Genomic DNA, 20,331 nt, shown 5'->3' with positions numbered 1-20,331 from the left:
CCGAACAAGGCAAACGGCACGGCCATGATCACGCCCACCGGCAGCGACCACTTCTCGTACTGCGCCGCCAGGATCAGGAACACCATGAGGATGGCGAAGCCGAACACCGCGGCGGCCGTCGAGCCGGCGGTCTTTTCCTCATACGCCTGGCCGCTCCAGCCGTAGCTGTAGCCCGAGCCCAGCACCTCCTGCGCGGTTTCCTCCATCGCGGCGAGCGCCTGGCCCGAGCTGTAGCCCTCGGCGGCATCGCCCGTGATCTTGGCGGCAGGAAAATTGTTGAAGCGGGTGACGATATCGGCGCCCGGCACGTAACGCGTGGTGATCATGGACTTGATGGGTACCATGTCACCCGCCTTGTTGCGCACGTACAGGTCCAGCAGGTCGTCGGGCTTCATGCGATTGGCCGGCTCGGCCTGCAGGATCACCTGGAACAGGCGGCTGCTCTTGGGGAACTGGCTGACATACAGCGAGCCGAACATCGTCTGCATTGCCGTATAGACGTCCTGCACGGCGACGCCCTGCGTTTCCGCGCGCTCCCGGTCCACCTCCACCAGCAACTGGCGCGATCGCGTGTTGATGGTGGTGTTGACGCCACGCAGCTCGGGGCGTTGCCGAGCCTTCGCCAAAAACTCGCGCACCTTGCCTTCCAGCTGCTGGTAGCTCGCGTTGCCCGTGCTCTGCAGCCAGAACTCGAAGCCGCCGGTGGTGCCCAGGCCCGGAATCGACGGCGGATTGATCGGCACCACCACGCCATCGGTATAGCCCCTGAAAGCGTTGCTGCCCTCGCGTATCAGGTCGGCGGCGGTCTGCCCCTTGCCGCGATCGGCGAAGCCCTTCAGCGTGACGAACAGCGTGCCGGCGTTGGTCTTGTTCTGGGAGTCGATGAGGCTATAGCCGACCGGCGCCGCCACCGACTTCACGCCCGGCTGCTTGAGGAACCAGTCTTCGGCGCGCTTGGACAGCACGCCGGTGCGATCCAGGCTCGCGGAGTCGGGCAGCACCACCGCGCCAAACAGGTAGCCCTGGTCTTCCACCGGAAGGAACGACGTGGGTATGGCCCTGAACAGCCCGATGGTGATCACGATCATGCCGAGTATCAACAGCAGCGATGCGGTCACCCGCTTGATCGTCAACTGGACGCCGCGCCCGTAGCCGTTGGTCAGCGCATCGAACTTGGTGTTGAACCAGGTGAAGAAGCGGTTCTTCTTGTGGCTACCGGGCTTCAGGATGATCGCGGCGAGCGCCGGCGACAGCGTCAGCGCCACGATGCCCGACAGCACCACCGAAATCGCGATGGTCACGGCAAACTGCTTGTACAGCTGGCCGGTGATGCCCGACAGGAAGGCCACGGGGATGAACACGGCGAGCAGCACCAGCACGATGGCCACCACCGGCCCGCTGACTTCGTCCATCGCCCGCTTGGCCGCCTCTTTCGGTGGCAGCCCGAACTCGGTCATGTTTCGCTCGACGTTCTCGATCACCACGATCGCGTCGTCCACCACGATGCCGATCGCGAGCACCATGCCGAACAGCGTGAGCATGTTGATGGAAAAACCGAACGCGCTCATGCCGATGAAGGCGCCGATGATGGAGACCGGCACGGCCAGCAAGGGCACCAGGGTCGCGCGCATGCTCTGCAGGAAGATGTACACCACGACGATGACGAGGACGACCGCCTCCAGCAGCGTATGCACGACTTCGTTGATCGACTCGTGCACGAACTCGGTCGTATCCAGCGCCACTTCGTATTCCAGCCCGGGCGGAAAGCTCTTCTTGAGCTCGGCAAGCGTCTTGTTCACCTGCGTCGCCACGTCCAGCGCATTGGCGCCGGGCTGCTGGTACACGGCCATGAGGGTGGCGGTCTTGCCGTTGAAGCGGCCGCGCAACGCATATTCCTTGGAGCCCAGCTCGGCGCGACCGACATCCTTGACGCGCACGAGGGCCGCCGCGTCGTTGGTGCCGCCGCGCAGGATGATGTTCTCGAACTCCGAAGGCTCGGTCATCCGGCCTTTCGTGGCGATCGGAAAGGTCTGCTGCACCGGCCCCGGCGTCGGCGCCGCGCCGATGCGGCCGGCGGAAAACTGCTGGTTCTGGCTGGCCACGGCCTGCTTGACGTCCTCCACGGTGATGCCGAGCTTGGCCATGCGGTCGGGCTTGAGCCAGATGCGCATCGCATAGTCCGCCGAGCCGAAGATGGACGCCTGGTTCGCGCCGGGAATGCGCTTGATCGCGTCGAGCACGTAGACGTTGGCGTAGTTCGCCACATAGGCCGGATCGAGCGAGTTGTCGGGCGAGTAGATGGCGATCACCATCATGAAAGCCGACGATCGTTTTTGCACCGACACGCCTTGCGACGTCACTTCGCTGGGCAGGAAAGGCAAGGCCAGGTTGACGCGGTTCTGCACGTCCACCTGGGCCAGCGACGGGTCCGTGCCGATGTTGAAGTACACGGTGAGCGTCATGTTGCCGGTCGACGAACTCGTCGAGTTCATGTACATCATGTTGTCCGCGCCGTTCACCTGCTGCTCGATGGGCGCGGCGACGTTCTGCGCGATGATGTCCGAACTGGCGCCCGGGTAAGTCGCCGACACCGTGATCTGCGGCGGCGCGATTTCCGGAAACTGGGCAATGGGCAGGTTCAACATCGCCACCCCGCCGGCCACGGTGATGATGATGGAGATGACCGAGGCGAAGATGGGACGGTCAATGAAGAACCGTGACATGCTCATTGCGCGCCTCCGTTGGCCGCCTTGGCGGGCGCAGCGGTGGGCGTGAATGGGTGTGGGTTCACCGGCATGTCCGGTGCCAGCTTGACGATGTTCTCCACGATGACGCGGTCACCGGGCCGCAGGCCCGAATTGATCACCCACTCGTTGCCATTCCAGCCGCCGGTTTCCACGGCGCGCTGCTTGGCCTTGCCTTGTTCGTCGACGGTCCACACGAAGGCGCCGCGATCGCCCTGCTGCACCGCGTCCTGCGGCACGGCCAGCGTGCTCGACAAGCTGGCGCCGCGCACCTTGACACGCACGAACTGACCCGGGCGCAGCACATCGTCGGGGTTGGCGAATTCGGCACGGACGAGGTAGGTGCCCGTCTCGTTGTTGAGCGCCGCATCCGAGAACGAGATGCGGCCGTGCTTGCCGTACTGGCTTCCATCGGCCAGCACGATGTCGATCTCCAGCCCGCCTTCCTTGGGCATCTTCAACTGGCCGGACTGCGACTGCGCGCGAAAATGCAGGAACTCGTTTTCCGACAGGCTGAAGTTCACCCACATCGGGTCCAGCTTCGCCACGTAGGTGAGCAGGCTGTTGCTGGCGTCGATGTACGAGCCATCCTGCTTCTTGGCGAAGCTGGAGAGGCCATCCACGGGGGAGGTGATCGTGGTGTAGCTGAGATTGAGTTCCGCGGTGGTCACGTCGGCACGCGCCTGCTCCACGGCGGCCGCCGCGGCCTGTTGCTGGCCCGTGGCGTCATCGAGGTCCTTCTGGCTCAACGCATTCTTGGCCGCCAGCGGCTTCACGCGATTCAAGTTGGACTGCGCCGTGTCCAGCCGGGCCTTCTGTTGACGATATTCGGCCTGCGCCGCATCCAGCGCCGCCTTGAAAGGCTTGGCGTCCATGCGGAACAACACGTCGCCCGCATGCACCATCGCGCCTTCCCGGTATACCCGGTGTTCGAGGAAGCCATTGACGCGCGCGCGGATCTCGACCTCCTGCGAACTCTGCGTCTGGCCCACGAACTCGAACACCACCGGCACGTCCGCCTTGCTGACGGTGATGACACCCACCGGCAACGCCGTTGCCGCGGCGGGCGCCGCCTTGTCGCCCTTGCACGCCGCCAGCACGCCCAGCGCCAGGACACAGCTGAAGCCAACACCCAAGTATCCCGCCTTCACGCTGCCCTCCTCCCATGCCGGGTTGGCTTGACAGTCGCGCTTGGGGTCCACGCTGCTCGCCGCATCGGTGGAAATGACTGCCCACCTGGCGTCGCGCCCCTTGCGCCATTGGAGGCGGGAAGCCCCGCCCCGCCGTTTGCACACGCAGCGCGCGCCCGGCTCCCCTACTGGGGCACGGCCGTCCTGCGGAACCAGTCCTGCGCCGCCTTGTCCGGCTTGCCGAGATACTGCTCGTAGATCGCGTTGACCTTGCCCGAGCGATACAGCTGGCTCAGGGTGCGATCGACCACTAGGCGAAAATCCGAGTCGTCGCGACTCAGCGCCAGCGCCAGCGGCTCGTAGTCGAAGACCCTATTGAGCACGACGAGGTTGCCGGACGTGTCGCGCTTGGCGAGATCGAGCAGCACGCTGCGCTCGGCGACGAACGCATCGGACTTGCCGTCCTGCAATTGCTTGAGGCCCGTGGCGAGGTCCGGCACCAGCGAGATCACGCTGTTGACGTTGAGCTCCTCGCGCCGGTTCTTGAGCAGCTGCTCCTGCAGCGAACCCGAAATCACCGAGAACGTGCGCTGCTGCAACGCGGTCAGCATCGGCGAGCCGCGCCAGATCGGATGGCCCGCCGTTTGCCCGGTTTCCAGCAATTCGCGAAAAGCGACCGGCGCATCCCTTCGCACCATCACGCCGGTGCCGCTGCCGAGGATGGGAATGGAAAAGCTCACCTCCGCGCGATTGCTCAAGGTGGGAACGGACGGCCCGCAAAGCAGGTCGATGCGGCCGTCCTTGACGGCATCGAAGCGCTCCGACGCATCGACGGCGACGAACTGCGTCGAAAGGTTCTGCAGCTTCAGCTCCTCCTGTATGGCGCTGGCGATGGCGCGGCACAGCGCGATCGCGTAGCCATCCGGGGTTCCCGACGATCCCTGGTAGGTGAACGGCTGCGCTTCGTTGTAGTAGCCCAGCGTCATCTTCCCGTTCGTGCGTATGCGATCGAGCGTGCCCGTCTGCGCTTGCGCCAGCGCGGCGGGCACGGACACGAGGAGCAACGCCAGGATCACCCAGCGAAGGAGGTGGTTTCGCATTGCGACATCCTTCATGCGTGACATGTCTTCTCTCCTGAGGCCAAGGCTTCGCCCGGGTGGTCTAACTGCGTACCGGCTGGGTAGCAACCACCGGCGAAGGGAACCGCGGAGCCAGGAAACCGTAGATCAGGATGGTGAGCGCCAGGACGATGGTGCCGCCCAGCACGGCCTCCATGCCCGAGGCGTAGATGGCGTAGGTGCTGTAGAGCATCGCCACCGTCGCCACGAACGTGTTGAGCTTGTAGGTGCCGTCGGGGACGCCTGCCCTGCGCATCATCACCATCAAGGCGGAGAGCGCGATGATGTAGGGGATGACATTGGTGACCACCGCAAGATTGACCAGCACCGCGAACTGTTCGCCCAGGCTAGGCGATGCCGTGGAAAACGCCAGCAGGGTCTGCACCACGCCCATGACGATCATGCCCACCACCGGCGCGGTCATCTTGTTGACCTTGGCGAAGAAGCGCGGGAACAGGTGGTCCTCGGCCGCTGTCTTCGCGGTCTGCGCGATGGTGAACTGCCATCCGAGCAATGAACCCAGGCAGGCCAGGATGGCCAGCGCGCGGATCACCGAGCCCACGGCGGGGTTGAACATCTGCGAGTAGGCCAAGGCAAACGGCCCGGTGGACTCGGCCAGCTCCTTGTTTGGCACGATGCCCTGGATCACGGTGGTGGACAGCACGTAGATCACCGCCGCGCCGAGCGTGCCGAGCATGCAGGCCATGGGCACATCGCGCTTGGGGTTTTCCACGGCGTCGGAGTTCTGCGCCGCCGACTCCATGCCAAGAAACGCCCACAAGGTGAGCGCAATGCTCGAATCCATGCCCTTCATCAGGCTCAAGCCCTGGGGATTCCAGGCTTCCGCGAAGGTGGAACTCTTGAACCAGAACCAGCCGATGAGCGACAGGCCAGCCACCGGAACGATCACGCCCCAGACGGTAATGGCGCCGATGCGGCCGGTGATGCGGGGACCGCCGAAGTTCGCCGCCGTAGTGAGCCAGATGAGCAGGATCACGCCGACGCATGTCGCCATCGGCGAGGACGACAGCCAGGGGAAAAACGCCGCGAGATAACCCACCGCCGAAATCGCGATGGCGACATTGCCGATCGCCAGCGACAGGAAATACAGGAAGAACGTGAGGAAGTAACCGCCCTTTCCGTACGCATCCTCGGCGTAGGCCGCCATGCCGCCGGTTCGCTGGTTGAGCAGGCCAGCCTGCGCGAACCCGTAGGCGATCGCCATGGAACCAAGCGCCGTCACGATCCATGAAAGGAGCGATATCGCGCCGACCTTTGCCATGTTCGCCGGCAGCATAATGATGCCCGACCCCATCATGTTGACCGCCACCAGCACGGTCAGCTGCATCATGCTCATCTTCTTCGTGCCGTCCATCAGTGCCTCCAGTGCATTGATCCGGAGCCTGAGCGGATGGCGGCGCGTGCATGCGCAACCAGCCGACCAAACGACTGACACTCATCATCAAGAAAAAGCTTTCGCCCCAACCCCAACGGGTATTGCACCCGAGGCAAAGAATGGTCGCGCCATGATCAAAGCGGCGTGAATCGTTTTTTGCGAAAAACACCGTAAATTTACGGTGTTTAGTGCACGCAACGAGCAGCCTTCCGAGTCGTTTCCGGCCCTTCTTTCCAGGGCTTTTCGCTCGAACTTTTAAAGGATTACCGGCGAGAAAAATACTTAAGTAATTTCACGGTAGACAGAACGAAGAAAGTCTTTCCGTTGCGCCGACGACCCATCAGGCGCCGCCTTGGCGAAGGCGCGTTTAGACGCCCATTTGACATGAGCGACGGGCGCGACGCGCCGCCTCGAGGCGGAGACGGCGAGCGCTCAGCGACAGATGAGCACGGGGACATCCGTGCTCACCAGCAGCTTGCTTGCCTGGCTTCCCAGTCGAAGCCTGTCCAGGCCGGTTCGCCCGTGCGACCCCATGACGATGAGATCGCATTGCTGCTTGCGGGCGGCGGCAACGATGGCCATGTAAGGCCGCAGGTCGAATTCGTAGGCGCTATGGCATTCCACCCGGGCTGCCTCGGCGCGCTGGCGCACCTCATCGAGATAGGAGGTGGCCTTGCGCGTGATCTTCAGGGTGCGCTCGTCTTCCGGAAGCACGAGCATGTCCGAAAGATGCTGCACGCCCGGAGGCGGCTTGATCACGTGGAGCGCAAACACGCTGGCGCCATGCCTGACGGCAATGCCGATTCCCATGTCCACGGCCCGCAGGGAGAGTTCGGAGCCGTCCGTAGGCAGCAGGATATGCTTGAACATGTCGCTCACCATAGGTCAGCAAGACATCGGTCCCCGGAAACCCGCCTGCCCGTCAAGGAAAGCCGAACCGCCGCGTGAACGGTCGCCAGGCAGCGGGTTGCGATCGCGGCTTCGTACGAATCGATCCGCCCCACTCCGCAGAATCGAACGTTCATGGCGCGCCGCACGCAGGATCATGCCAGTCCATTTGCGAAGATCATGCATGCAGCCAGGCATCGGCAATGATGTTTCAGGGTTGGCACACCGGCGGGCAACCCGCTGCCGGGACGGCCTGCCATCGGCAGGCCGCGCCATTCAGTGGAAGTCGCGGGAACGGCTGTCCAGCGAGCCAAGGAAGGGACTGAAGTCGATCAGGCGATGTGCAATGAGATGGCTGACGCCGTCCACCTGCTCCCAACGTCCATCCACGCCCATCAGGCGCGCCTCAAGATAGATCCGGCGCTGGCGCGCGGCCACATGGCTCCACACCACCACATTGATCGGTCCAAATTCGTCTTCGAGCGTGATGAAGGTGACGCCGCTGGCCGTCTGTGGGCGCTGGCGTTGCGTGACCAGGCCGGCTGCACGCACGCGACTGGCGTGCGGCCGGTTCTGCAGCGTGCGCGAATCCACGCAGCGTGCGGCGCTCAGCCGGGCGCGTATCTGCCGCATGGGATGCGGACCCAGGCTCAGCCCGGTGCGGGCATAGTCGGCCAGCGTGTTCTGCGCCTGGGTCGGCGGCGGCAGCGCGACGGCCTCTTCTTCGGGGCTGGCGTGGCCGAACAGCGGAAGTTGCGGCTCGACGCCGGCCATCGCCCAACGCGCGCGATGACGATGGCCCGCAAGGCCACGCAAGGCGCCCGCCTCGGCCAGCGCCTCCTGATGGCGCGAATCCAGTCCGGCACGCGCGCACAGGTCGGCCACATCGGCAAATGGCATCCGCTCGCGTGCCGACGCCAGGCGGAGAGCCACGTCTTCGCGGCAGCCGCGCACCTGGCGAAAACCCAGGCGTATCGCAAAGCCACCCGCGGAGGTGGCGTCGGGTTCCAGCCTGTTGTCCCAATGGCTGGACCGCACGTCGACCGGGCGGACGCGCACATGGTGGCGCTGCGCATCCTGCACCAGCTGCGACGGCGCATAGAAACCCATGGGCTGCGCATTGAGCAGTGCGCACAGGAAGGCGCCGGGGTAATGACACTTGAGCCAGCTGCTCACATAGGCGATCTGCGCGAAACTGGCCGCGTGGCTCTCGGGGAAGCCGTAGGAGCCGAAACCCTTGATCTGCTCGAAGATGCGCTCGGCGAACTCGCGCGTGTAATTTCTTTCCAGCATGCGGCCGATCAATTTGTCCCGATGCTTTTCCAGGCCGCCGTGCCGCTTCCACGCAGCCATGGCGCGGCGCAGTTCGTCGGCTTCGCCGCCGGTGTATTTCGCGGCCACCATGGCCAGCTTCATCACCTGTTCCTGGAACAACGGCACGCCCAGCGTGCGTTCGAAGACATCCTTCAGTTCATCGGAGGGATAAGTGACCTCTTCTTCTCCGCGCTTGCGCCGCAGATACGGATGCACCATGTCGCCCTGGATGGGCCCGGGTCGCACGATGGCCACCTGGATCACCAGGTCGTAGAACTTCTCCGGCCGGTGCCGCGGCAGCATGGCCATCTGCGCACGGCTTTCGATCTGGAACACGCCGATGGTGTCGGCGTTCCGGATCATCTCGTAGGTCTTCTCATCGTTGGCCTCGTCCTGGCCGATCTTCGCCATGCTGAGGTCGCGGCCATGGTGCGAGCGCAGCAGGTCCAGGCACTTGCGCACGCAAGTCAGCATGCCCAGCGCCAGGCAGTCGACCTTGAGCAGGTTCATGGTCTCCAGATCATCCTTGTCCCACTGGATGATGGTGCGATCGGGCATCGCCGCGTTCTCCACCGGCACCAGGCGCGACAAGGGCTGGTCGAAAATGACGAAGCCACCCACGTGCTGCGACAGGTGGCGCGGAAAATCCAGCAATTCGAAGGCGAGCCGGCAGATGCGCTGGATCAGCGGGTTGTCCGGATCGAGCCCATGCTCGCGCAGGTTGTCCTCCAGCACGTTCTCGCGATCCCAGCCAAACACCTTGGCCAGCAGGTCGACCTGGTCCATGGGCAGGCCGAGCGCACGAGCCACGTCGCGCACGGCGCTCTTGCCGCGGTAGCAGATCACGGTCGCGGCCAGCGCGGCGCGTTCGCGTCCGTACTTGCGGTAGATGTACTGGATGACTTCCTCGCGGCGCTCGTGCTCGAAATCGATGTCGATGTCGGGCGCCTCGTCGCGCTCGACGGAGATGAAGCGCTCCAGCAGCAGCTCGTGCGTATCCGGGCTGACCTCGGTGACGCCCAGCGCAAAGCAGACCGCCGAGTTCGCCGCCGAACCGCGACCCTGGCAGAGAATGCCCTGGCTGCGCGCGTAATCCACGATGTCCTTCACGGTGAGGAAGAAGGACTCGTACTTGCGGAATTCGATCAGCGCCAGTTCGCCGTCGATCAGCCGGCGCGCCTTCGGTGTCACGCCCTGCGGCCAGCGCCAGCGCACGCCTTCTTCCGTAAGGTGGCACAACCAGCTGAAAGCCGTATGCCCTTCCGGCACCAGCTCGGCCGGGTAGCGATACTTCAACTCGGTGAGCTGGAAGGTGCAGCGTTTGGCGATGCGCACGCTTTCTTCCATCAGCGCACGCGGATAGATCGCCGACAGCGTCTCGCGCCTGCGCAGGTGGCGCTCGCCATTGGGAAACAGCAGCGCACCCGCCTCGGCCACCGTGCAGCGATGGCGCGTGGCGGTAAGCACGTCCTGCAGGGCGCGGCGGCGGCGCACGTGCATGTGCACGTCGCCGGTGGCCACCAGCGGCAGGCCCAGCGACTGGCCGAGTTCCTCGAGGGCCTGCAGCCGTCGCGAGTCATCAGGGCCGCGATGCAGCTCCACGGCGATCCAGGCGCGGCCGGCGAACAACGAACGCACCCATGCGCCGTCCTCGTGCCGCGGTTCGTTGGCGGGTATCCACAAGGCCAGCGTGCCAGGCAGGCCGTCGGCGAAATCCTCGCGCGTCACGCGATACGAGCCTTTCTCGGCAACGCGGCGTCCGCGCGTGATGAGCGCGCACATCGACTGGTAGCCTTCCAGGTTCTCGCACAGCAGCACCAGCCTGGGGCCATCCTCGATCTGGAACTCGGCCCCGACGATCAACGGGACGCCGGTTTCACGCGATGCCTCCAGTGCGCGCACGATGCCCGCCAACGAACACTCGTCGGTGATCGCCAGCGCGCGATAGCCGCAATCCCTCGCCCGCTCGAACAACTCCAGCGCGCTCGATGCGCCGCGCTGGAAGGAGAAGTTCGACAGGCAATGCAGTTCGGCGTAGTCGTTCATGCGAACCACCCGTGCAGCATCCACGCGCCCTGCTCGCCCGGCGCGCCATAGATCCAGGCGTACTGGCCTTGCGCGGTGCGCGCCACGTAGTAATCGCGCCGGATCTCGCCGCCGTCCCACCAGCCGGTTTCGATACGCTCGGGCCCGGCCAGCAGCTCCGGTGGCGGGCCTCGCCATGGGCGTGGCGTACCCAGCAGCCAGGCGGGACGAGGCAAGCCTTCCCGCCGAGGCATTTCTTTCGTGCCAGGCTCCGCGGTCTGCGCACGCTCGGGGCGCGGGTCGACCGTGCGTCGCAGGTGCTGGATGGATTGCTCGCCCAGGCGCGAACGCAGGCGTTCGCGCAGCTGGTCGAGCGGCATCGCATTCGCGGGCCGTGCATCGAACAGGTCGCGGCCCGCCGGCACGAAAGGCGGCAGGTCCGGCGCGAGCAATTGCATCGCCACCACCGGCTGCGGCAACGCCACGCGCTCCAGCCGGCCCCGCGCGCAATCGAACAGCAGCGAGGCTTCGCGCGCCGCGGCCAGCATGCCCACGCTCACGCGCGTCGGCGGCACATCGCGATGTTCCAGCAGCAGCTCGAACCGTTGCACGCCGCCGTCGCGACCGGCGAGATAGGCAGACAGGTCGCCCGTGAGCCGGCGCAGCGGAAACACCAGCGCCTCGACGTGCTCGATCTCGTGCGTCCACTCCATGCGCTGGTCGAACGTGTCGGGTGGCCGATAGCTTTCCATCGGGGAGGGTTCGTCGCCGAGCAGGCGATCGATGTGTGCCACCAGGTCGCCGCCGAAGCGCCGTTGCAGGCCCGCGCGCGGCAAGGCCAGCATTTGTCCCAGCGTACGGATGCCCATCGACTGCAACGACGCCGCCGCGCCGTCGGGAAGCCGCGCACGCGCCACGTCGATGAACGACAACGCGCCCCGCAGCTTCGGCGCATCCAGCACCGCCATGCCGTCTTCCACGCCGGCCAGCACGTAGGCAGCCTGCGGCGTCGGCGCCAGCGCGATGCGATGGCGAAAACCCAGGCCGACGAGATCCTCGCGCAGCAGCGATTCGAAATGCGGCCATGGACCGAACAGGTTGAGGCTGCGGCTGACCTCCAGCACCACCGCATGCGGCAGCAACCCTACGTCGCCGCTATAGCGATACGCCCAGGCGGCGAGCAGGCGGTGCCAATGCATCTCGTCGCCTGCGCTGTGTTCGATCATGACGAATGACGGCAGCAGCGCCTGCGCCGCGGTCAGCCGCTGCCCGCGATAGAGACCCGCCGCACGCGCGGAGGCATTGGCCGCATGCACGATGCGCCCCTGCGCCGGGCCGCTCACCAGCACCAATGGCTCGTCCGATGGCGGGCGGCGGCGAAGGACACCATCCAGCGCCAGTTGCGGCAGCAATACGCAGGCCCACAGCATGCCGGCGCCTCGTCACGACCAGCCGGCGGCCAGCGCCACCGCCTGCGCCGGCGGATTGCCGCCACGGCATTTGCGCACGTGCACGCGCGGCGCCGGCTCGCTTTCCAGCTCCAGCCGCAGGGCGGCAGGCGAAGCGTGCGCGGCATGGCGACGATCGCGAAAAACGAAGGCCAGCGCCTTGCCCGTGTCGGCCGCCACCTGCAGGCGGCGCAGCGCACGATCGTCCGCCTGCATCGGCCAGGCCAGTACGGCGGCACAGCTGCCGGAGCGCAGGCATTGCTCGGCAGCCCACAGCACGTCGCGATCGGCCGCCTGCACGATATCCACCTGCGCCATCACCACGCCGCGCGCTTCCCATCCGGCGACACAGGGCACGTAGGGCGGCGCGACCACCATCACGTGCCGCTGCGCTTGCGTCATGCGTGCCAGCGTGGGCAACACCAGTTGCAGTTCGCCCACGCCGTCGGCGGGCAGGAGGATTTCGGTCATCGCATGCTCGGGCCAGCCGCCCGTGGGCAGGACCGCATCCAGCATCGGCCAGCCGGTCGGCTCGCTGCTGCCCGGCAAGGGCGCCGCCCGGCCATGCCAGACCTGGCGACTGTGGAACAGCGAATCGAGCGCGACGACCTGGCCCATGGCCGCCTCAGCGCAGGGTGCGCAGGCAACGGGTGACAACGCCCCAGACGCTCAGCGTCTCGCCTTCGCGGAACACGATGGGCTTGAAGTGCGCGTTCTCGGGCAACAGGGCCACATGCCCATCCAGCTTGCCCAGGCGTTTGATGGTCAACTCGTTGTTGACCGCGGCCACCACGATGTCGCCCTGGCGCGGGGCCAGGGCGCGGTCCACCAGCACTTCGTCGCCATCGAAAATGCCCGCGCCGATCATCGACCAGCCGGAGACGCGGATGATGAAGGTGCTGGGCTCATGCCCCGGCAACACCAGGTGCTCGTTGAGGTCGACCACCTCGTCGACATCGTCCTCCGCTAGCGAGGGCACGCCGGCGGGCACGCGGCTGAGGAAGGCGGTCAGCGCCACCGTCGAGGGCATCAGCGATAACGGCCGCGGCGCGTCCAGGGATGTCGGTTCGCGATAGGCATCCAGATAGGCCAGCACCGCAGGCACCTGGCTTTCAGGCACGCGTATGCGCTGGCTGGGCTCGCCAGCCGGACGACCGGCGCCTGGGCGGCGTCCACCATGTTCGGCAGGGGGCATAGCGCTATCTTGATTACCGGGACGATAATCAAGATAGCACGGAGCCACTCTCACCGCTTGAGATACGGAGCTCCGGGCGATGGAGCACCCCGCCGGAAACCGCGACCTCCAACCCTTTGGTCAGGCGATGAGCTTCGCGATCAGCGCGGTGTCCGCAACCCCTGTCGCCGGCAACTGGTTCCTGGCCTGGTACGCCTTGATGCCATCCGCCGTGCCCCTGCCGAAAATGCCATCCGCCTTGATGTCGGGCTGGTCGCGCGACAGGTTGAGCTGGACCAGCCGCACGTCCATGCCCCTCACCAAGGGCGTGGCGAGGCTCAGCGAACGGCTTCCGGACGCGGGCCCGTCGAAGCAGCCGGCCGGCGTGGCATTCATCGTGGCCACCGATATCTCGAACCCGCGAACGACCAGCGGCAGCTCCAGCCCCCACTGGCCCAGCTCGATCAGTCGCTTCAATGCGTCCATGCGGTAGACCGTGGGGCGAAGCGCCGAATTGGAATTGTTGGCCAGCCATGCCCGGCGTATGTCGACATAGGCGGAAATCCACGCCTTCTCGCCCAGGGCCTGGATATCGCCGGCCTGTTGCGTCGTGCTGTCGCGAAGCCTGGGCCAGGAGCCGTGCACCGTGCTGTCGTAGACCACGGCCATGCCCAGCGGCAACGCAATGCCCAGCTTGGCGGCGGCGCGCTGGGCCGGCGCCCAGTACACATCATCGAAGAACTGGTCCTGCGTATCGCGCATGACCGGGTCGTCCGCCGTTGCACGCAACACATTGTGCAGGTACTTGTCGTCGTCCAGGCCGACGTCGCAATCCACCAGTGGCTGGATGTAGGCATTCAATGCCGACGCGAAGCGGGCCGCCGCATTGGCGCAGTAGCGCTGGACCAGCGTCGCGAGATTGCCCGAACTCAACGTGGTCTGCGAACGCCCGAACGTCAAATGCCCGGTGTCTCCCGCGATAAGGGTGACATTGCTGTAGTCGCCGCGCACCGAGCCCGTTTCGAAGATGTTGACGATGGCTTCCGCGGCACGCTTTTGGGTGGCAGTGATCATGTTTCCCTCCGTCAGGTCCGCCCTGGCCTGGATGGGCGATGCAGCCACTCAGGCATTCCAGGCACTGATATCGAAGACCAGGTTTCCGCTGATGCCCGGCGCGCTGGCACTGGCGAAAGCCACGGTCAGCTTCGCCCTGTCGCCCGAGAATGGAATGGGCTGGTAATCGCCGGGCGTCGGCGCCGCCGCCTCGCTCTGCCAGCGGTAGCGCACTTTCCAGCCGTCGCCGCGCGCAGGCGGCAGGATTTCGACGATCAACGTGTCGCGAAACAGATAGGCGCCTTCGTAGTGCTGGTCGAACCACAGGATCTGGTCGACCTTGTAGTCGGGCACGCGCACGCCGAGCGTCAGGCTGTAGGAAAGCGAGGGGTCCTGCGGATTGACGCGCGATATGTCCGCCAGGAACACGCTCGAGAGATAGACCTTTCGGCGTGCGCTCGTCGACGGATCGGTCAACTCGTCATGGCTGCGGCAAGCCACGGAGTCCTCTTCCGAGGTTCGGCGCGTCAAGAACCACGGCTTGCCGCGCGGCGATGCCAATACCTCGAACTGGTAAAGCGCATCGACCTTCCTGTCCTTGATCGCCGGCGGAAGCGTGACGGCCGCCACCTCGACGGAAACGTCGATGCGGACGTCGCCGAACAGGAACCGCGTGAGGTTCTGGTAGGCCTCTTCGCTGTTGACGATGCCGAAGTATCCCGAATGGGAGCGATACGCGTAGGCCGTGGCGACCGGCACCTCGTTGCCGGCATCGTCGATGCTGCACAGCGCGGCGTTCTCGATGCGCACGAGCCCGTCGCTGCCATGGCCGGAAAAGGTCCGCGAAAGGCCCTGGGCGACTTCGTAGTCGCTGCGATTGGAACCGATCATGCAAAAGCAGCGGCGGATGTCGAGATCCTTGCCGGCACGCAGGTAATCCGACCTGCCCTTGCCGCACAGGTTGGCGTCATAGCCGAACAGGCCCGCGAGATAGCCGCGATTGAAATTGCTCATGTCGAAGAGGCTCAGCCACTTCGGCACGTTGACGCCCGCCATGTCGATGCCGTTGTGCGGCGTGGCGTAGGTAAAGAACTTGTCCACCGCGGCCCGCGCAACGGGATCGCCCAGCGCCGGGTTCTGCAGGAACGCCCGGCAGATCAGGCCGCCCATCGAGTGCGCCACCAGGTAGCAGCGAAAACCGTCGGGCGACATGCAGTTCGTGGCGTTGCCGCACACATGGTCGCGAACCCGGAGGATCAGGTCGGACAAGCCCCTGGCGAAACGCTCGATCGATGCATCCTGCTGGCCGCCCAGCAAGGGCGCGGTATCGTCGTAGTACCGATAGATGATGATGGACTGCGGCGACAGCAGCCCCTGGAAACCGGGGTCGGGAAGGTCCAGTCCATTGTCGTAGATGTTGCTGTATCCGAAGTCCTTCATCAGCCGCACCACGGGCGACTCGAACACGAAGCGCTGGGCAGGCTTGTTGCGGTCCGACACCGCCCGGTAGACGGTGGAGCCGGCATTGAACCCGCAGAAGGGGTCGGCAGCCGTCTCGTCCTTTTCGCTGCCCGTCATGGCATAGCCACGAACGTAGATGATGGGATAGCGCGCCTTGACCTTCGTTCCATCTGTCATGGTCCACCTCCCGGTGGCGGGCTGGTCGCCCACCGCATGCGCGGGCGCGACAACAGTGAGCGATTCAACGCCGCTCGACGCCACCGCTCAATACGACGGAAGCCATAAATGCTGGATATGCTGGTACGCCTATGCAATGACGACGACGCAAGAGAGCCGCGAATGAACATCCCGATGAAAGTGATCGGCCTCCTGGGAGGCATGAGCTGGGAAAGTTCCGCCGAGTACTACCGCATCATCAACGAGCGGGTTCGGGCGCGCCTGGGTGGCCTGCACTCCGCGCGCTGCCTGATGTGGTCGTTCGACTTCGCGCAGATCGAAGCCTTGCAACAGGCCGGTGACTGGACGAGCGCCACCGAACGCATGATCGAAGCCGCCCGGCGACTCGAACGCGGCGGGGCCGATTTCATGGCGATCTGCACCAACACGATGCACCGGATGGCCGATGAGATCCAGTCGGCCGTCGATCTTCCCTTGCTGCACATCGTGGACCCCACCGCGCAGCGCATCAGGGACGCCGGCTACCGGCGCATCGGCCTGCTCGGCACCGCCTTCACCATGGAACAGGCGTTCTACAAGGAGCGGCTGCGGCAGATGCACGGCCTGGAGGTACTGGTGCCCGGCGACCAGGATCGTGGCGCCATTCACCGCATCATCTACCAGGAGCTCGTACTGGGCCGGGTCGAACCGGCATCGCGCGATGTCTTCCGTGCCGCCATGCAGGATCTCGCCACGCGCGGCGCGGAGGCGATCATCCTGGGCTGCACCGAAATCATGCTGCTGGTGAGCAGCGAGGACTCGCCGCTTCCCCTGTTCGATACCACCACCATCCATGCCGAGGCCATTGCCGACATGGCGATGGCATGACACCCGGGCCGGCGTGCCCTCACCGTCACGCCATCCACATCGACGTGACGCGCGCCGGCGATAATCGGCGCAAGCGGCTCGCACCTGCAGCCTGTTTCCAAAGCATGACGGCGTGGCACGAACCGGCGTGCGGCAACGAGATGAAGAAAAATTCATCTGCAGCCGCACGTCCTTGGATTGCCCGTGCCCGTCCCCATCGACAGGTCACCACCACCAAGAGGTCATCCCATGGAATTTCGTCAACTAGGCGCATCGGGCTTCAAGGTCCCGGTGCTGAGCTTCGGCACGGGCACGTTCGGCGGCAAGGGCGAATTCTTCGGCGCCTGGGGCAACACGGATGTCGCTGAAGCGAAGCGTCTGGTGGACATCTGCCTCGATGCCGGGCTCACCATGTTCGACAGCGCCGACATCTATTCCGACGGCGCCGCCGAATCGGTGCTGGGCGGCGCCATCAAGGGTCGCCGCGATCGCGTGCTCATCTCCACCAAGGCGACGTTCCGTTCGGGCGAGGATCCGAACGACGTCGGCTCGTCGCGCTACCACCTGCTCAGGGCCTGCGACGCGGCGCTCAAGCGCCTGGGCACGGACTACATCGACCTGTTCCAGCTGCACGGGTTCGACGCCATGACGCCGGTGGAGGAAACCCTCTCGACGCTGGACGACCTGGTGCGCGCCGGCAAGATCCGCTACGTGGGCGTGTCCAACTTCTCCGGCTGGCATTTGATGAAGTCGCTCGCCGCCGCCGATCGCCACGGCTATCCACGCTACGTTGCCAACCAGACCTATTACTCGTTGATCGGCCGCGACTACGAGTGGGAACTGATGCCGCTGGGTCTGGACCAGGGCGTGGGCGCCGTGGTGTGGAGTCCGCTGGGCTGGGGGCGCCTTACCGGCAAGCTGCGTCGCGGTGCCGCCCTGCCCGCCGTCAGTCGCCTGCACAAGACGGGCGATGTCGGTCCGCAAGTGGACGACGAGTATCTGTATCGCGTGGTCGATGCACTGGACGAAGTGGCGGCCGAAACCGGCAAGAGCGTGCCGCAGATCGCCTTGAACTGGCTGCTGCAGCGCCCCACGGTGTCGACCGTGGTGATCGGCGCGCGCAACGAGGAACAGCTCAAGCAGAACCTCGGCGCCGTGGGCTGGAGCCTCACCAGGGAGCAAGTCGCCAAGCTCGATGCGGCGAGCGAACTGACGCCGGCCTATCCGTACTGGCATCAGCGCGGTTTCGCCGAGCGCAATCCGCCGCCGGTCTGAGGCTGCAAGGAGCGTCCGCTCGCCACTCTCCAAAGAGAATGGCGAGCGGAACGGTCACCTGCAAAGCGGAAAAACGCCGGCCGTCAGGGCCAGGCGCGAACAACAAAAAGCGCGGCGCGCATCAGCCCGCGCCCAACGCCCCATCGACCATGGCCTGCGCCTCTTCGAGCAAGCGCTGCAGGTGCGCCTCGTCCTTGAAGCTCTCGGCGTAGATCTTGTAGATGTCCTCGGTGCCCGACGGGCGCGCGGCGAACCAGCCATTGGCGGAGGTCACCTTGATGCCGCCGATCGAAGCGCCGTTGCCCGGCGCGCGATCCAGCACGTGCTCGATCTTCTCGCCCGCCAGGCTCGTGCTCTTCACCTGTTCGGGCGAAAGCCTGGAAAGCCGCGCCTTCTGCTCGACATTGGCCGGCGCATCCACGCGCTGCGACAGCGGCCGCCCCAGCTCCGCCGTCATCTGCGCATAAAGCTCGCCCGGATCGCGGTCGGCACGCGCCGCGATTTCAGCGGACATCAGCGCGGCAGCGATGCCGTCCTTGTCCGTGCTCCACACCGAGCCGTCGCGGCGCAGGAAGGAAGCGCCGGCGCTCTCTTCGCCACCGAAGCCGAGCGAGCCGTCGAACAGGCCGTCGACGAACCATTTGAAGCCGACCGGCACCTCATGGAGGCGACGACCAAGGCGCCTGGCCACACGATCGATCAGCGCCGTGCTCACCAGGGTCTTGCCCACGGCGGCATCGCCGCGCCATTCCGGCCGGTGGCGGAACAGGTAGTCGATCAGCACGGACAGATAGTGATTGGGCAGCAACAGGCCGCTGCTGCGGGTCACGATGCCGTGGCGGTCATGGTCGGTATCGCAGGCGAACGCCACGTCATAGCTGCCCCTCAGCTCGATCAGGCGTTGCATGGCGTACGAAGACGAAGGATCCATGCGGATCTTGCCGTCCCAATCCACGCTCATGAAGCGGAACGTCAGGTCGACGGCATCGCTGACCACGGTGAGGTCGATGCCGTAACGCTCGGCGATCGGCGCCCAGTAGTGCACGCCCGAACCGCCCAGCGGATCGACACCCAGGTGCACGCCGCTGCCACGGATCGCATCGAAATCGATCACGTTGCCGAGGTCACCCACGTAGGCGGCGATGAAATCGTGCTCGTGCGTGGTCGAGGCGTGCTTCGCCTGGTTGAACGGCACGCGGCGCACCTCGCGCAGGCCACCCTCGATCAAGGCATTCGCGCGCTTCTGCATCCAGCCAGTGACATCCGTATCGGCCGGACCGCCGTTGGGCGGGTTGTACTTGAAGCCGCCACCGTCGGGCGGGTTGTGCGAAGGCGTCACCACGATGCCGTCGGCAAGCCCGTGCGTGCGGCCGCGGTTGTAGGTGAGGATGGCATGCGAGATCGCCGGCGTGGGCGTGTATTCGCCGCCCTTGGCGATCATCGCCTGCACGCCATTGGCGGCGAGCACTTCGAGCGCGCTCTCGAACGCGGGCTGCGACAGCGCATGCGTATCGATGCCGATGTACAGCGGCCCGTCGATGCCTTTTTCCTTGCGGTACTCGCAGATCGCCTGGGTGATCGCCAGCACGTGCCACTCGTTGAAGCTGCGGTCGAACGAGGTGCCACGATGGCCCGAGGTGCCGAAGGCCACGCGCTGCGACGGCACGGCGGGATCGGGGCGCAGATCCACATACGCATCGCGCAGCCGCTCGATATCCACCAGCAGGGTTTCCGGCGCCGGCTTTCCGGCCAGCGGGCTCAGGCGGCCGCTCATGGCTGCACCCGAAGGGTCATCGAAGCAGGCACCGGCGCGGCGCGGAACGACATCATCATGTGATCGGACACTCTCGAGTACGCGTAAGTCCCGTATTGACCAACGCCGCACGCGGCAGTGTCAAGCTCAGCGCAACTGGCTGTCCTTGCTGCCGCGGCGGTTGTAGCCGCTGAATGCGGCCTCGTCGCGGTCATGGGCTTCCTGGCAGGCCACGCACAGGCGAACGCCAGGCACGGCAATGCGCCGTGCTTCCGGAATCGGTGCATCGCATTCCTCGCAGCGCGCCAGGCCGGGGCCTTTCTGCATGCGGCTGCGCGCGCGCTTCACCGCGTCTTCCACGGTCGCGTCGATCTGATCCTGTACGGCGCCGTCGCCGGCCCAGCCAGTCGCCATGGGGTCGCCTCCCGAAGTGCAGTGGCGATGCGCCCGCCACGGCGCAACGAACGCCACGCCATGTGCATATCGGCGTGGCGGCATCGTTCCAATATAGGGATGCCGGGCGCGATTT

At 65.6% G+C, this 20,331-nt stretch carries 16 protein-coding genes; 3 read left to right on the top strand and 13 right to left on the bottom strand.

Features of this window, described 5'->3' with window-relative positions; all coding sequences use genetic code 11:
- The 4 genes from JMF82_RS11325 to potE form a co-directional block, all read right to left on the bottom strand.
- Nucleotides 1–2,729, bottom strand: a 2,729-nt coding sequence (locus JMF82_RS11325) for an efflux RND transporter permease subunit (protein WP_201314682.1), incomplete at its 3' end; no start/stop codon positions are given.
- Entirely contained in the window at nucleotides 2,726–3,895 is a 1,170-nt protein-coding gene (locus JMF82_RS11320; protein ID WP_201314681.1) for an efflux RND transporter periplasmic adaptor subunit, read from the bottom strand. The genes JMF82_RS11325 and JMF82_RS11320, both read right to left, overlap by 4 nt.
- A gap of 164 nt (nucleotides 3,896–4,059) precedes the next feature.
- A complete protein-coding gene (locus JMF82_RS11315; protein WP_201314680.1) occupies nucleotides 4,060–4,974 on the bottom strand; it encodes an amino acid ABC transporter substrate-binding protein in 915 nt (304 codons plus the stop codon).
- Between the two features lie 61 nt (nucleotides 4,975–5,035).
- Nucleotides 5,036–6,307: a putrescine-ornithine antiporter gene (potE, locus tag JMF82_RS11310; RefSeq protein ID WP_236585421.1), complete on the bottom strand. Its 1,272-nt coding sequence runs from the start codon at nucleotides 6,305–6,307 to the stop codon at nucleotides 5,036–5,038.
- On the opposite strand from potE, the gene JMF82_RS22005 reads away from it, so the two are divergent.
- A complete protein-coding gene (locus tag JMF82_RS22005) occupies nucleotides 6,216–6,536 on the top strand; it encodes a hypothetical protein (RefSeq protein WP_236585422.1) in 321 nt (106 codons plus the stop codon). The genes potE and JMF82_RS22005 overlap by 92 nt on opposite strands.
- A gap of 284 nt (nucleotides 6,537–6,820) precedes the next feature.
- Here the strand turns inward: JMF82_RS22005 and JMF82_RS11300 are convergent, their stop codons facing one another.
- From JMF82_RS11300 to JMF82_RS11270, 7 genes are all read right to left on the bottom strand, one after another.
- Nucleotides 6,821–7,258: a universal stress protein gene (locus JMF82_RS11300; RefSeq protein ID WP_201314677.1), complete on the bottom strand. Its 438-nt coding sequence runs from the start codon at nucleotides 7,256–7,258 to the stop codon at nucleotides 6,821–6,823.
- Nucleotides 7,259–7,552: 294 nt separating this feature from the next.
- A complete protein-coding gene (locus JMF82_RS11295) occupies nucleotides 7,553–10,636 on the bottom strand; it encodes an error-prone DNA polymerase (protein WP_201314676.1) in 3,084 nt (1,027 codons plus the stop codon).
- Nucleotides 10,633–12,045, bottom strand: a complete 1,413-nt coding sequence (locus JMF82_RS11290; RefSeq protein WP_201314675.1) for a DNA polymerase Y family protein — start codon at nucleotides 12,043–12,045, stop codon at nucleotides 10,633–10,635. The genes JMF82_RS11295 and JMF82_RS11290 overlap by 4 nt, the downstream gene beginning before the upstream one ends.
- Before the next feature lie 12 nt (nucleotides 12,046–12,057).
- A complete protein-coding gene (gene imuA / locus JMF82_RS11285; RefSeq protein WP_201314674.1) occupies nucleotides 12,058–12,681 on the bottom strand; it encodes a translesion DNA synthesis-associated protein ImuA in 624 nt (207 codons plus the stop codon).
- Between the two features lie 7 nt (nucleotides 12,682–12,688).
- Nucleotides 12,689–13,258 (bottom strand): S24 family peptidase, encoded by a 570-nt coding sequence (locus JMF82_RS11280; protein ID WP_236585420.1) that lies wholly within the window; start codon nucleotides 13,256–13,258, stop codon nucleotides 12,689–12,691.
- A gap of 120 nt (nucleotides 13,259–13,378) precedes the next feature.
- The gene (locus JMF82_RS11275) at nucleotides 13,379–14,311 is read right to left on the bottom strand and encodes a peptidoglycan-binding protein (protein ID WP_201314673.1); all 933 of its coding nucleotides are present in this window, start codon (nucleotides 14,309–14,311) and stop codon (nucleotides 13,379–13,381) included.
- 48 nt (nucleotides 14,312–14,359) lie between these two features.
- Complete coding sequence (locus JMF82_RS11270) at nucleotides 14,360–15,928, bottom strand: hypothetical protein (RefSeq protein WP_201314672.1); 1,569 nt, start codon at nucleotides 15,926–15,928, stop codon at nucleotides 14,360–14,362.
- A 162-nt stretch (nucleotides 15,929–16,090) separates the two neighbouring features.
- On the opposite strand from JMF82_RS11270, the gene JMF82_RS11265 reads away from it, so the two are divergent.
- Together JMF82_RS11265 and JMF82_RS11260 are read left to right on the top strand one after the other, a co-directional pair.
- Complete coding sequence (locus JMF82_RS11265) at nucleotides 16,091–16,795, top strand: aspartate/glutamate racemase family protein (protein ID WP_201314671.1); 705 nt, start codon at nucleotides 16,091–16,093, stop codon at nucleotides 16,793–16,795.
- Between the two features lie 228 nt (nucleotides 16,796–17,023).
- Entirely contained in the window at nucleotides 17,024–18,049 is a 1,026-nt protein-coding gene (locus JMF82_RS11260; RefSeq protein ID WP_201314670.1) for an aldo/keto reductase, read from the top strand.
- 121 nt (nucleotides 18,050–18,170) lie between these two features.
- On the opposite strand, the gene pgm is transcribed toward JMF82_RS11260, so the two are convergent.
- Nucleotides 18,171–19,823 (bottom strand): phosphoglucomutase (alpha-D-glucose-1,6-bisphosphate-dependent), encoded by a 1,653-nt coding sequence (gene pgm, locus JMF82_RS11255; protein WP_201314669.1) that lies wholly within the window; start codon nucleotides 19,821–19,823, stop codon nucleotides 18,171–18,173.
- Between the two features lie 126 nt (nucleotides 19,824–19,949).
- Nucleotides 19,950–20,216 carry a DksA/TraR family C4-type zinc finger protein gene (locus tag JMF82_RS11250; RefSeq protein ID WP_201314668.1) on the bottom strand — a complete coding sequence of 89 codons (267 nt, stop codon included), beginning with the start codon at nucleotides 20,214–20,216 and terminating at the stop codon, nucleotides 19,950–19,952.
- Nucleotides 20,217–20,331 lie beyond the last annotated feature (115 nt).

Origin of the sequence: Dyella sp. EPa41 (assembly GCF_016586165.1) — a bacterium.
Lineage (GTDB): Bacteria > Pseudomonadota > Gammaproteobacteria > Xanthomonadales > Rhodanobacteraceae > Dyella.
Note: the sequence above shows the minus strand (reverse complement) of the source record. Positions and strands in the feature narration are given on the sequence as shown.

Bases quoted from the DNA above. Each gene is read 5' to 3' on its own strand.
- JMF82_RS11260 (WP_201314670.1), top strand. From the start codon at position 17,024: ATGGAATTTCGTCAACTAGGCGCATCGGGCTTCAAGGTCCCGGTGCTG.
- JMF82_RS11290 (WP_201314675.1), bottom strand. From the start codon at position 12,045: ATGCTGTGGGCCTGCGTATTGCTGCCGCAACTGGCGCTGGATGGTGTC.
- JMF82_RS11300 (WP_201314677.1), bottom strand. From the start codon at position 7,258: ATGTTCAAGCATATCCTGCTGCCTACGGACGGCTCCGAACTCTCCCTG.
- imuA (WP_201314674.1), bottom strand. From the start codon at position 12,681: ATGGGCCAGGTCGTCGCGCTCGATTCGCTGTTCCACAGTCGCCAGGTC.
- potE (WP_236585421.1), bottom strand. From the start codon at position 6,307: ATGGGGTCGGGCATCATTATGCTGCCGGCGAACATGGCAAAGGTCGGC.
- JMF82_RS11280 (WP_236585420.1), bottom strand. From the start codon at position 13,258: ATGCCCCCTGCCGAACATGGTGGACGCCGCCCAGGCGCCGGTCGTCCG.
- JMF82_RS22005 (WP_236585422.1), top strand. From the start codon at position 6,216: ATGGAACCAAGCGCCGTCACGATCCATGAAAGGAGCGATATCGCGCCG.
- JMF82_RS11275 (WP_201314673.1), bottom strand. From the start codon at position 14,311: ATGATCACTGCCACCCAAAAGCGTGCCGCGGAAGCCATCGTCAACATC.
- JMF82_RS11315 (WP_201314680.1), bottom strand. From the start codon at position 4,974: ATGCGAAACCACCTCCTTCGCTGGGTGATCCTGGCGTTGCTCCTCGTG.
- JMF82_RS11295 (WP_201314676.1), bottom strand. From the start codon at position 10,636: ATGAACGACTACGCCGAACTGCATTGCCTGTCGAACTTCTCCTTCCAG.
- JMF82_RS11265 (WP_201314671.1), top strand. From the start codon at position 16,091: ATGAACATCCCGATGAAAGTGATCGGCCTCCTGGGAGGCATGAGCTGG.
- JMF82_RS11270 (WP_201314672.1), bottom strand. From the start codon at position 15,928: ATGACAGATGGAACGAAGGTCAAGGCGCGCTATCCCATCATCTACGTT.
- pgm (WP_201314669.1), bottom strand. From the start codon at position 19,823: ATGAGCGGCCGCCTGAGCCCGCTGGCCGGAAAGCCGGCGCCGGAAACC.
- JMF82_RS11250 (WP_201314668.1), bottom strand. From the start codon at position 20,216: ATGGCGACTGGCTGGGCCGGCGACGGCGCCGTACAGGATCAGATCGAC.